Genomic DNA, 13,596 nt, shown 5'->3' with positions numbered 1-13,596 from the left:
TGCTCCTCCCTGTTAAATTCAATCATCAAAATCATTTCTTGATAGTATTTTATTTTTCTCTACCTCTTCTGGATTAAAGCGAAAACGCTGTTTAGACCTTGAAAAAATAGGACGTCGAAACATCGCTGAGATCGGCATACGTATAATACTGTCTTTCCAATCTGTAGGGCGTGTAGGATAAAAAGGAAACAAATAAGGACGTCTTAATGATTCTGTACGTAATAAACGTGCTAAAAGCAAAGAGCTTGTTAAAACAATTCCTAATAAGCCCAATAGGTGTGCAGATATTATAAAAGGAAAACGAATTACTCGAATTGTATTACCAATACGATATATTGGTGCTGTAAATGAACTAAGAGCTGAAAGTGCAACAATGATAATAAGTACGTTACTTGTAAGACTTGCTTCTACCGATGCTTGTCCAATCACAATACCACCTACTATACCGACAGTTAAACCCACTTTAGTTGGTAAACGTGCCCCCGCTTCTCTCAGTAATTCAATTGTTATTTCTAAAAAAAGTGCTTCAATTAATGGAGGAAAAGGTACTTTACTTCTCGATATGATTAACGTTTCAAGAAGTTCTTTTGGGATAAGCTCGTAATGATATGTTAAGATCGAGACATATAATGGCGTCGTTAAGACAGAAAATATAAAAGCAAAAAGCCTTAATAGACGAAAAAAAGAGGCTATAATCCAAGGCATGGTGTAATCTTCTGTCGTAGAAAAAAAATCAATTAATGTTGTTGGAAGAGTGATGGCATAAGGCGAGCCATCTACAAAAAGTGCAATTTTCCCTTCTGCTAATACAGCTGCCACACGGTCCGGACGTTCTGTATTCAAAAATTGAGGGAATATAGAATTCGGGTTGTCTGCAATTAACTGCATCAAATAAGTACTATCCAAAACATGGTCTGTTTTTATTTGACTTACCCTTTTTATAATTTCTTGTAGATTTTGATCATTTACAATTCCCTCAATAAATACAATCGCAACAGTTGTGTTAGAGAGAGATCCTACTTTCAATTCTTTCATTTGTAAATAAGGTGTTGGAAGCTTTCTACGTACTAAATTTAAATTTACATCTAAATCTTCGACAAATGCGATTTGCGGACCCACAATATTATATTCAATTTCAGCTTTTGTAATATCCCTTTTTTCTTTCTTTGACACATTTACTAACAAACAATTTAATTTATCTGTATCGAACTGAATAAGTATATAGCCATTTAAAATACTATCCTGAATATCTTCCATTTGATTTGTTATTTTTGAATTCTCAAAAGGTAAGACAGAGTGAATATCTTGTAACGAATCGAAGCTCTTCTCTTTTATATAAGTCAAAACCTCTTCATGAAATATATTTACATCGATTAATGTTCTAAAATATGAAATGACTATAGAGGAATTATTAGAAGCAATTTCCAACGTTATAAAATCTTTAGATTTTTTTAGTAATTGCATTAATTCCTGCAAAGATTTTATAGAGTGAACAGGTACTTTTTCATGTGGTTTCAATTGATAATACCCTTCCTTTCAAAAAGAACCTATAAATATTTTTTAGAAATTTCTATTTTAAAAATGAGGGATATTTATATGTCAATATGCTCATTAAAAATAATTCCTTTTTAACTAACTTAACCAAAATTAGTTAAAAAATGTATTACAAGTAAAAAATTGAAATGTCTCCAAGAAAAATTACAATATTAAAAACATCCTTTCTTTTGGTTCTAAAGAAAGGATGTTTTTATAACAGGTTTTTTCAAGTGTCTATTCTATAGGGTACATTTACCAGTATTCTTCTCTTTATTATTTCATTAAGTAACATTAGCATTACATTTTGTATGGTTTCTTAAAAAATTTCAGTAAAAAGAATATATTAATTTTGAAGTGTACAAATAGGTAGCGTGACTTCAACTATAGTCCCCTTATTCACTTCACTCTCAATAAATACCTTTCCCTGATGTGTTTCAATGATTTTATAACAGATCATTAATCCTAAGCCAATCCCCTCTTCTTTAATACTATAAAAAGGTTCTCCGAGGTATGGTATACGTTCTTTTGGAATCCCACACCCTTGATCGATAAAACGAATACTTACTTGATTATTATCAAGTATATTTAATTGAATGAGAATTTCTCCTCCCATCGGCATAGATTCAATTGCATTTTTTAATATATTAACAAATACTTGCTTTAATTGATTTCCTTCACATGAAATCAATGGAATACCAGGGTTAAGATCGATTCTAAATTTTATATTATGCATCATTGCTTGAGGTTGTAGTAGCATTAAAACTTGATCCATTAGCACACTAATGTTATTAGGTTGCATTTTTACCACCTGTGGTTTGGCTACCGCCATAAATTCAGTTGTAATGCTCTCTATACGCTCAATCTCTGATGATACTATATTAATATAACCCTGATTATTCTCACTTTCCGTTGATTTTAGTAATTGCATGAACCCTTTCATTGCAGTTAATGGATTATTAATCTCATGAGCCATTACAGTCGCTAATTGTCCTACAACAGCAAGTTTTTCAGATTTTCGTAATAATTCTTCTGTTTTTAGCCGTTCAGTGATATCACGAGAAATACTTAGGAAAACTTTTTTACCATTTAAGTTAAAAACACGAACACTAAACTCAGTTGTTATTACTTTTCCTGTTGGAAAAACATATTCATCTTGCAAAGTGAAGGAAGTTTGTCCTTTTTTAATTTTTTCTAATAACCTTACGATCATTTGAGAATCTTGTGGTACTATATTTGAAAATGATAATGAGAGCAACTCTTCTCTACTATATCCAAACCTTCTACACCCAACAGGGTTTACCTCAATAAATCGACTTGGAGCATTCTCTTCATTCAGCTCTACTACATATACCGCATCAGTTGCTTGTTCGATTAGTGCACGGTACTTCATTTCACTATCTCTTAATTGCTGGTGTAATCGATGTCGTTCTCTTTCTGCTTGTTTTCTTTCAGAGATGTCTCTACATATTGCTGATAAAGCTATCACATTTCCTCTTACATCTAGTATAGGGGAAACTGTCAGACTAACATCAAGAAGACTCCCATCACTCCTTTGTCTAACAGTTTCTAATCTAGTAACCACAAATTCTCCTGTTAGAATTTTCTGAATATTTCTAAGCGATTCTTCCATTAAAAAATCTGGTACACAAGGTAATCTCTTACCTATGATTTCTTGTGATGACCACCCAAATATCTTTTCATAAGCTTTATTCGCTTGTAAAATATGCCCTTCTCGATCAGAAATGGTAATAGCATCTAGATTGTGCTTTATAAATGATTCCAATAATTCTTTGGTAGCGCTTAATTCTGATTCTACCTTTTTCCTTTCGGTTATATCAACTGTAGAACCAACAACTTCAATAACTTGTCCATTTCGTTTAATCGGCCTAAGCGCAATAAGAATAATAGTTTTATCATTTGGCCAAGGTAATTCAAATATAATTTCTTTTCCTTCCCATGCCTGAAGATAGTACTTCATCAATTGTGGAACTAAATGTGGAGGAACAATAGAAGCATCAATAGTACGTAAGCTTTTTCCTACCACCTGTTCAGAATAAAACCCGTTTTGATAATAAAACTGTCCATCACATAAAGTGTGTATAAAGTGCTTACCCACTTTTTTAAATTTAAAAATTCCTCCTTGAAGCTCATGTACGGTATCTGCAAGTTCTTGCTTCGATTTTTTTAATTCTCGATTCATTTTAGATAAGTCCTGTGTTAAATGATACAATCTCTGGTAGGCTTCCATAAGAAATAGCCCAATTAAAAGTCCTAACGCTATATATAATAGGCCTCCTGTGTAAAGTAATGTATTATTAAATAATACGCCAACTAACCACTTTATTCCAATAAAAACAGAAAAATATAACGATGCACTTTTAAAAGGATGTAGTTTTTTAAAATAAGTTTTAAAAGTAGAAAATAGAATCCCCATACCTAAATAAGCAATCACAGGAGGTTCCCAATACCCTCCAGTGTAAAAGATGCGCATTACAATTATGCTAATTAACGTAATCCAACCAGCAATACGACCAAAGTAAATAAAAGATAGAATAAGAGGAACAACTCGAAGATCGTAGGAAAATCCCATGTATGGAAAAGAAAAGAACATTAACGTAACTGCAATAATCCCTCCATAGAGCTTTTCGAAATATCGACTAGAATTAATTGTAAACACTTGAATAAATATTGCTGCGCTAACTAATAAAGAAAAAATAGAAAGGTTGATGAAATAATCTTTAATAATCATGTAATGTCCCTCCTTGCATTAAGTGTATTCGACAAAAAAGCTAAAAATCCTACAAATTGTATAAACAGTTCAAATGCATAAATTTTAAACTAGGATAAAATCTGGAAAAGTAAATAAGGAGCACAGCAGATGAGATATTTTAATGAAAAATAGTTCAAAAAAGATAATAGTAACCGTTGACTACTATTATCTTTTTTCTTTAAGTTATCGTAATACGTATGAAATTCTAAGGGACGTGGTATGTCATTTCATCAAACAATAATTATATGCTGATTCATGAATATAGAAACTTCAACAGTAATTTTTGAAAAATAACATAAAAAACAAAACTATCTTTGAAAATGAAAAAAATCTATATAAATGTCAACTAATCTATGTACAAAAACGTTCACTTAATTTTGCATAAAGTCACTCCACTTAGGAAGCTAAGTAGTTCTTCAAGGTCGATAAGAACACCTGTAGATGCTTCAGGATAACTACATAATTGTATGAGTAATGTACTTGAAACCTTTCGGTAAAACCATACACATAATACAACTAACTCCTTGGTTCAATATTTACTTTTTCGCTGAACAAATTCTTTTTCTTGAGCAAAATATTCTAGGATATAAGGAGATTTTTCAATTAACTTGGTGTCTAGTTTATTCTCCAGCTCCAATTACTTCGTTACTTTCAGATTCAGTTCATTATATTTTGTACTTTGTCTTTATACACAACATATTCTTTACCATCCACTACTGCTACTACCGCAAATTCATCATTTGGATTGAATGAAAGCCAATCAGCCCACATGTTAGTATTAGCCCCTCCACTCCACATATTATGAACAGTGTTTTTAGTTAAATTCATAACTTTATAAGACGCATTTGGCGCATTTGTTCCAGTCTTTATTTCAAAAGTGTATGCGTTATGAATTTTTTTATAAAAGTAAAAAACGTTTGATGGACGAAGCTGATTCAAAAAATCCTGTTCTTTTTTCTCTGCAATTTTTATCCCTTCTTGCAAAGTGACAACATCTGTTTTTAATGTTTTCCAACTGTTTTTCGCTGCATTCAAGCTGGGGGTTAAGAATTTATATTTATTTTGATCAGCTTTTTGATCAGCTTTATCAATATGTCCCAGTACACCCGAATATTGAGAATCTAAATCCTCCCATTGCGTAGACATATAAGTAAGAGCAGTGATAGCACTATCAAGCATACTATGCATATCACTAATATTATGAAATGCAACTCCAACTACACGATTCAATGTTATTTTATAATCTACAGTCTGACGTAATTGTGCTAATTCAGGTTCTAGCCAACCTAACTTACCTCTTGCATCACCTATCATTATGCCACCAGCAATCAAGGTTGGAATAAAGGGGATTTTCACCATGTCTAAGCCCTTAGATTCTATGTCTTTCTGATATTTTACTTGTCCTAAAAGGTCCTCTAGACGCTTTTGGTCAGCCTCTACATCAGCACCTTGGTTTTTTAAAATCGATTGCAATGTCTCTTTATGACTTCCAAATGTTCTAACATCTTCTCCAATAGCATTTTTTAATTGAATTAATTCTTCTTTTAATGCTTTTGCAGACTTTTGATTTTGTTGAATTCCTCCCTGTAAATCTGTGATCCCTTTTTTTAAAGTATCTCCATTTCCAGTATTGATCGCCTCTACTAATGTTTCATAATAATTTTCAAATTTTGTATCGTATTCTATAATGCCTGTCAATGTATCAAAAAGCTGTTTTTTTACTTGTGTATTCCATGTAACAGCATGTGCTCTTGCATTCTTTTGATCTTGTACAATTTTACTAGGTAAATCTGCATTTCCATTAATAGTTATTCCTTCAAAACTCACATCTGGATTATTAATTAGCAAATAAGAATATTCATTCATAGCTTTTGCAAATAAACCAGCATCTTGCAAAGCTTTTTTCATCTGTTCTTCATTTGCTGAAAGAGATATATTTTCATTGTTCGTTTGTTCAATTTCAATTGCAAAAGTTTCTAGTGGTATGACTGCATAAGTAGTTGTTATAGTTAAAAACGCTGATATAGCGAGTAGTTTATTAGGGATTTTTTTCATCATTTCGTATTCCTCCTATATAAGGCATGGTTTCAAGTTCTAATCTTATTAAAAAGCGATGTCTTTCAAAATGATTTCTACATCTTTTATCAATATCGTTTGAACTTTCTTTAGCAGCCTTCAAATCATTAAGTATTAAAGAAAATGTATATAATCTACTTCAAATTAACCGATTCTGTTACAAATTTAAAAAAAGCAATTAAACTACAAGGTTATTTTTTATTCGAATCATACTTATATATAATTGAAAGGCGAAGTCTTTAATGAGACTCCGCCTTTCTGTTATATAAGGATTTATTAATTATTACTTTTCTGTTTAACAGTGTAATCATAGACTTTCTATGTTTTAGTTCACTTTACAACAGAATTAATATTTCCCTATTTTTGTGGAGTAACAGTTTCCACTTTTAATTCCTTTATTCCTTCTTTTAATGTAACAGCATCTGTTCGTAATGTTTTCCAACTGTCTTTCGCTGCATTTAAATTAGGTTTTAAGAATTTAAATTTATTTTGATCGGCTTTTTGAGCTGCATTCTCAATATGCCCTAGAACGCCCGAATATTGAGAATCTAAATCATGCCACTGCGTGGACATATAAGTAAGAGCGTTAATAGCATCATCAAGGGCCTTGTGCATTTCATTAATATTACTGTAAGCAACTCCAACTACACGATTTAAGGTTACTTTATAATCCACGGTCTGACGTAATTCTGCTAATAAAGGCTCTAACTTACCTAAATTATCCCTTGCTACTCCCACTATAATACCGCCAATTATTGGTAGACCCAAAATAGCGCCCTTCATTACATTAAACCCATCAGATTCTAATTGTTTATAATAGTTTACTGATCCTAATACTTCTTCTAGACGCTTTTGATCGGCATCAACATCTGCACCTTGATTTTTTAAAATTGACTGCAAGAGCTCTTTATTACTTCCAAATGCTCTAACATCGTGTCCAATAGAGTCTCTTAATTTAGTTAATTCTTCTATTAGTTGTTGTGCATACTTTTGATTTTGTTGAATTTCACCTCGTAAATCTGTAATCCCTTCTTTTAAAGTTTCTCCATCCCCTGTATTAATCGCCTCTATCATTGTTTCATAATAATTATCAAATGTTGTATCGTATTCAACAATACCATTCAATGTATCTAAAAGCTGTTTTTTTACTTTCGTATCCCAAGTAACGGCATGTGCCCTTGCATTCTTTTGATCTTGTACGATTCTACCAGGTAAATCTACATATCCATTAATGGTAATTCCCTCAAAATTCACATCAGGATTCTTAATTAACATATAAGAATAGGCATTCATAGATTTTGCAAATAATCCAGCCTTTTGCAAGGTCTCTTTCATTCTCGCTTCATTTGCAGAAAGAGCCGTATCTCCATTGTTCGTTTGTTCAATTTCACTTGCAAAAGTTGTTACTGGTGAAACTACATTAGCAGTTGTAATAGTTAATAGCGTCGATACAGCGAGTAATTTGTAAGGGATTTTTTTTATCATTTCATTTTCCTCCAATTTAGGTTTTAAATTTCAGTTCTACTCCTGTTTAAAAGCAATATCTTTTGAAATGAATTCTGCATCTTTATGAATATCATTCCAACTTTCTTTAGCGGCTTTTAAATCATCTGGTATTAAAGAGAATTTGTGGTCTTGCATAGAATCGATATTATCCAGTAAATCTGTATAATTTGCGCCCATTGTATTCCATTGCTTTTGAATATTTGTTAGAGACAATATCGCTTGATCTACAGTCTGATATAAATATGCCAATGTTTCTTTCGCGTTAGTAAGTGAAAGAACTGCTTGATTAGCACGATCTGCTTTCATACTTAATTCTCCGATTTTGTTAGAAATTTCATTATAGGAGTCCATATGCTTAGATGCTGTGACACCAGCCGCAGTTCCTAGACCGATACCAGCTGCACCAAGAGCCGAGAGTCCACCAACAACAGCCGGTGTTGCTGTACCGCCAGTTACAACAATAACTACCGCTCCTCCAATAGCTGCAATAACTAAAATAGCTGCTCCCAATCCACCACCAATTGACCATGCTAATACATCATCAAAATGTTTTTTCTGAGTAGAACGAAGTTGCTCAATTTCAGCTTGAAGTTGTGGAATCGTTGCCTGTTGACCTGCTAATATTGCAGTTAATCCACCTTTCCCATCTGGACCACCAACATTATTTTTAAAATCTGTAGAATTTTGATATAGTTTTCCTTTGAAGTCTTGTAGCATCTTAATCACATCTGTAACTTCTTTTGAATTTGTATTGATTGTAGTAATTAAATCATTTATACCCTCTTTTAGACCTGCCTTATCTTTCTTTTGTACAGTTTCTACTAATGTGTCGTAATAATTTTGAAATTGTTCATCGTAATTTACAATATTACGAGCAGTTTTTTGAATCTGTGGCTTCGCTGTATCTAACCAGTAATTCGCATTGATTCGTGACAGCTCTTGATTAAGGTGAATATTTTTGAGCAACTCTCCCCCCTCTGACCCTAAATCGATATTAGATAAATTTACATTTGGTTGCTTAATCATTGTTTTTGCATATAAATCCATTACTAGAATATGAGACCCTGTTTCAGCCAATGCTTTCTTCAGTCCTTCGGGTCCTAATGCATAATTGCCTACTTTTTGTTCTTGAGCGGTCGTTTCTTGTGCAAATGCATGAATAGTGTTACCGGTAGTAGCAGTTATAACAGTTGCTAATGTAGCTAAAGTTAGTACTTTGAATGGAAATTTTTTCATGACTATTCTCCTTCTTTCGCTAAATGCTTATAATCTTTATGAATTCCCCAAAAACGCAATATTAAAATTTATATACTTGTTCTTCAAGGTAACTTATTACATTTTTTAATTGTCTTAATGTATCTTTTTGAGACTGCTCGTTAGTTGTATCAACATTAGTAGATAATTTTGTAATGCTATTTTTTATTAGATTTAAATCTTCTTTATAGCGCTTTAGTAGATCCAGTTCTACATCTACTTGATTTGCAAACGTATGCAAATCATTTTGTGTAAGAAGAAGCATTGATTTTTGTAAATCAGCTATTGATAGTTTCGTTGTTAAATCATATATTTTTTGATTTTGTTTCTCTAAATCATCTAAATATGCTCGCTGTTCTGCTGTTAATTTATTTACTTCAGCAAAAACACCAAATGTTTTCTTAATCTTTTCGGTATCAATGACCTTCATCAGGTCATACTCTTGTGTTTTTGCTGCGGCTGCGGCTGCTATTTCACCTTGTTTGCTTTTCTCAATTGCTTCACGAGCTGCTTTTTTTGCTGATTCAATCTCTAGAGCAGTTTTACCTTGTTCTGTCGCTTCTTGCGCCGCTTTTTTCTCCGCTTCTAGAATAGAGTTGTTAATTTCTTTTCCTTTGTTATACGCTGCCACCCCTGCTTGAGCAGCTGGTTCAATAATTTCTTTTGAAAGACTATAAACTTCTTTGAATATAGCAAATCCCTGTTCATTTAAAGCCCCTGGTATTAATGCAATTTGCTGTAAATCATTTTGAATTGCTTTTTTGGTATTTAATATTTCATTTTTTAACTGATCTATTTTTCCTGTTCCATCTGTACTTAGTATGCCTTGCGCAGTTGCCACATTAGTATCAAAATCTTTTAATTTTTTATCAAGCTGTAATTTAAGATCTGTTAATTCATTGATTTGTCGTTGCGCATTTTCTTGATTCGTCATAGCCATTTCTTGAAGTACTTCAAGTCTATCCGAAAACCCTTCTCTATCTTCTTTATTGTCTACAAACGATTTTAATGTCGGGTAATAACTATTAAATTTTGTTACAAATCCTTTACTTTTTGAATTTAATAGAATTAACTGTGGATAGAGTTCCGATGACCATTCCTTCATATCTTGTTTGATTAGGAATTGATTGGTATTTAAAGCTGGGACTTCCTCTAGCTGTACATTAGGACTCATTAAAGATTGATCAATATACGTTTGGATTAATTTAGATTGCGCACCTAATTTTCGTAATGATGAAGAAATATCCATATTTTCTTGTTGAGTTTCTGCTTGAACGATTGGTGTTGCGAGAGTATTGATAGGAATAGTTGCTCCAGTTACAATGGATGTTATTAAAAATCCTGTCATTATTTTAGTTTTCATTCCGTACACTCCTTTACCATTGTTTTTATAACTTAATTCATATAACTTGTACGACCGCTCTCTTTGTAAACTGGAGAAGAAGGAGAAATCTTTCAGATACGTTAATATCGTTGTTTTTTACTTCTAATAGGATGTAAGGATTTTATTTATCTCTCATTTCGATACTCTATTTTTTAAAATATAAATAACAAAAATTTATTAACTATATTTGAATCAGGCACCCTATGAGTAGTAAATTATTAATTCTTTCCTAAAGTTGCGGTTTAACTTACAGAATCGTGAGGATCAATAAACCAATGCTTACAGTTAATCTTGTCATAACATTGTTTAATTTCAATTTGATAATATCCCTCTTAGTTTTGTCAGCAAACTCCTTACTAGACAACAAAAGGTGAAATTATACTGTACATTGCTTATACTTTTATTGCGGAATAACTTCACTTTTGTTATGCAGAAACTTAGAACAAGTTTATTACCAATTTGATTCTTGACCTCTCATAAACAAAAAGACTATTCAGAAAAATATTCCCAACATAATGTTACTTATAACTTCACTATAATTCCTATTAGCGTAACCTTCTCCTTTCTGTCTGGTCATACCAGTTATGTTGTTCATTAAAACATTAAATTTTTAATGCGTAAATAGAAAAATTTTGTCGATTATGCTCGATAATTTACTGCTAAATAAAAATATGAACCGAAAAAAATTATATAAATATAGTTATTTGTAAATTTCATTTCTGTAATTGTAATGATTACAAATTAATGTGTATACGGTTAAAAATAACTATTTTAGCTCAACCAAGAAATTTTATTTTAGAAAAAATACTTATAGAATAATATAATAGGTTTTTTTATACTTTTTTACCTTTATTTAGTTATGTATAATTGCATAAAATGTAGATATATTTAGTAATATATGTTATATTATTGATTTTTTTCACGAGATATCCTAATATAAACATTAATAAATATCCAATATGAAGATATTAGTCTATAAACTTATCATCGTTATAAACATAGGTTTTAAATCACAAAAAAGCTGCAAAACTTCCTTGGAACACTTTGCAGCCTTCTGTATTTTTTTTTATTTCCTTTAGCAAAATAACGGTTAGTGTATTTTTTCAAATTAACAATATGGTACAAAGATTTCCATTGAGCTTTTGCTCACATATGTGTTTATTAAATCTTCAAGAGCTATTTGTTTGAGCTGACGTCAGACTAGTGTTTATCTAAAATAAAACTATACCTATAAATTCAGCACATGATTGTTATAAAAATTGAAACTGTTCCGCTAACAAGATAATATCAGGTTAATCTCATACGTCTATTTGAATACAAGTTCTTTTTCTAGACAAATCACAAACTCTTTCTAGCGTAATAAGTTCAGTATTTTCATCTTTTGGGATACTTACACCCATGTTTAAGTCTTTACATTGGAGACAGTAGATAACAAGCTTATATTACTGTATATTTTTCACGGTACTGCCTAGGAGTCATACTAGTGATTTTTTTGAAAACTCTTATAAAATAACTTTGGTCATTAAAGTTAAGCCAAGCACAGATATCTGATAACGAATAAGTAGTGAGTGTTAATAATTTCTTTGCTTCTTCCACTCGTTCCCTTTGAATATATTCGCTTAAAGTAATTCCCATTTCTTTTTTAAATAGTTTAGACAGATAAGTAGGCGTAATTTCTAAATGATTAGCAAGTTCATTCAGAGATATTCCATCGTAAACATTTTTATTAATATGTTTTATACATGTAGTAACCGCGTAAGAATACTTTTTTGCATTGTATTCTTTCACACGATCTGCAAAGGTACGTAAAGCATCCCCTGACAATCGCTTTACAGATTCTACATTATCTAATTGTTCCAGGGTTTGTATATATAAAATACTATGAGCAAAAGCAATATCTGGTGGCAGGTTTCCTTCTATTGCATATCGAGTGGCTAAGGTAATCGCAATAATTCCAAGGTTTTTTTGATTCCTGAGCGGATCCTCTATTAGCATAAGTTCAACATCTTCTTGTGAAACCGCATACATATACTGTATTAACTTTTTTTATTTCCTTCTTTAATAGTCGAAAAGAAATCATTTACTAATGCCATATTGTGCGTTTTAGGTTTGTTTTGTCGGCGTTTTAAAATATATAAATCCGGTTTCACAATTTTATTAGGAACTTCTTCTAGTACTTTATTTTTTTCCAAGACAATATCTACATCTAACTTTTCATTGAAAATCATGTAATGTAATAAAATTCCCATATCAATTAATGTAGTTTTTTTAATCTCAGATAAACACTGATAATAGGCAAGTCTTTCTTGAATGTTATCATTTGATTTAAATTCTTTCTGAAATTTTATGATCATATCATCTGAATCTTTTGGATGTATAGTAGGACCGATTATAATAGTCCCTTTAATATCATCATGATTTTCTATATGAATTAGAACAAAATTTTCAAGATAGTTGTTACTTCGGAAAAGTGGCAAGTTAAAGGGATCGTTTTCTTGATAAATATCAGTAAGATGTTCTTCTTTTGAAGAATAAAAAGGACTACAAACATTATCAGATGTAGAATGATATAAAATTTTTCTGTCTGCAGATAAAATATGTACAGGGGCATTAAATGCTTTATGTGCAAGATCACATAAGTGTTGTATATCGATAGAAGTATTCATTACATTCTCCTTTATAGATCCATAAAATATATTCTGTTATATATAATTCACGACAAATAATACTATAAAATATCAAATTAGTACAATTCACAGCAAAATATTACTATATCTTTTTTATAAAAATCATATATTATTTAATTGTAGTTAGCATCTAAATATCAGAGTAGATAAGTAAACGAAATAAGCTAAGTTCTTTTCTTAATTCTACAAGATATAATTATTGAACTTGAGAAAACAGTGAAGTACTACAAAATACAGTGGTAGTCAATGCGAGGACCAAGCTGGAAAAAGATTTAAAATAAAGCGAAAGTAACAGGAGATACTGTACCACCGCAAGAAACAACAGTCAAAGTTCCAATTCAATCATTTATACAAATTGAATTCAAAAAATAAATACTGCTAAT

Annotated in this window: 6 protein-coding genes and 2 pseudogenes; all 8 read right to left on the bottom strand. The window is 31.2% G+C overall.

The window, feature by feature from the left end; all coding sequences use genetic code 11:
* Nucleotides 1-18 precede the first annotated feature (18 nt).
* Nucleotides 19-1,518 carry a spore germination protein gene (locus MHH27_RS12620; protein ID WP_000802303.1) on the bottom strand — a complete coding sequence of 500 codons (1,500 nt, stop codon included), beginning with the start codon at nucleotides 1,516-1,518 and terminating at the stop codon, nucleotides 19-21.
* 361 nt (nucleotides 1,519-1,879) lie between these two features.
* Nucleotides 1,880-4,285 (bottom strand): PAS domain S-box protein, encoded by a 2,406-nt coding sequence (locus tag MHH27_RS12615; RefSeq protein WP_340942780.1) that lies wholly within the window; start codon nucleotides 4,283-4,285, stop codon nucleotides 1,880-1,882.
* A gap of 430 nt (nucleotides 4,286-4,715) precedes the next feature.
* A pseudogene (locus MHH27_RS12610) lies at nucleotides 4,716-4,943 on the bottom strand (hypothetical protein); the annotation flags it as partial.
* Between the two features lie 20 nt (nucleotides 4,944-4,963).
* The gene (hblB, locus tag MHH27_RS12605) at nucleotides 4,964-6,364 is read right to left on the bottom strand and encodes a hemolysin BL regulatory component HblB (protein WP_340942777.1); all 1,401 of its coding nucleotides are present in this window, start codon (nucleotides 6,362-6,364) and stop codon (nucleotides 4,964-4,966) included.
* Nucleotides 6,365-6,739: 375 nt separating this feature from the next.
* The gene (hblA, locus tag MHH27_RS12600; protein WP_000591969.1) at nucleotides 6,740-7,867 is read right to left on the bottom strand and encodes a hemolysin BL binding component B; all 1,128 of its coding nucleotides are present in this window, start codon (nucleotides 7,865-7,867) and stop codon (nucleotides 6,740-6,742) included.
* A gap of 36 nt (nucleotides 7,868-7,903) precedes the next feature.
* Nucleotides 7,904-9,124 (bottom strand): hemolytic enterotoxin HBL lytic component L1, encoded by a 1,221-nt coding sequence (gene hblD, locus MHH27_RS12595; RefSeq protein WP_000714435.1) that lies wholly within the window; start codon nucleotides 9,122-9,124, stop codon nucleotides 7,904-7,906.
* A gap of 61 nt (nucleotides 9,125-9,185) precedes the next feature.
* Complete coding sequence (hblC, locus tag MHH27_RS12590; RefSeq protein ID WP_000850229.1) at nucleotides 9,186-10,505, bottom strand: hemolytic enterotoxin HBL lytic component L2; 1,320 nt, start codon at nucleotides 10,503-10,505, stop codon at nucleotides 9,186-9,188.
* Between the two features lie 1,458 nt (nucleotides 10,506-11,963).
* Nucleotides 11,964-13,192 (bottom strand): annotated as a pseudogene (locus MHH27_RS12585) (helix-turn-helix domain-containing protein).
* Nucleotides 13,193-13,596: the final 404 nt, after the last annotated feature.

Origin of the sequence: Bacillus sp. FSL L8-0152, from assembly GCF_038006365.1 — a bacterium.
Taxonomy (GTDB): Bacteria; Bacillota; Bacilli; order Bacillales; family Bacillaceae_G; genus Bacillus_A; species Bacillus_A cereus.
This window is presented reverse-complemented; position numbering and strand designations above follow the sequence as displayed.

What these genes read in the sequence shown, in the direction of transcription:
- hblA (WP_000591969.1), bottom strand. Translation starts at nt 7,867, where the DNA reads ATGATAAAAAAAATCCCTTACAAATTACTCGCTGTATCGACGCTATTA.
- hblD (WP_000714435.1), bottom strand. Translation starts at nt 9,124, where the DNA reads ATGAAAAAATTTCCATTCAAAGTACTAACTTTAGCTACATTAGCAACT.
- MHH27_RS12615 (WP_340942780.1), bottom strand. Translation starts at nt 4,285, where the DNA reads ATGATTATTAAAGATTATTTCATCAACCTTTCTATTTTTTCTTTATTA.
- hblC (WP_000850229.1), bottom strand. Translation starts at nt 10,505, where the DNA reads ATGAAAACTAAAATAATGACAGGATTTTTAATAACATCCATTGTAACT.
- hblB (WP_340942777.1), bottom strand. Translation starts at nt 6,364, where the DNA reads ATGATGAAAAAAATCCCTAATAAACTACTCGCTATATCAGCGTTTTTA.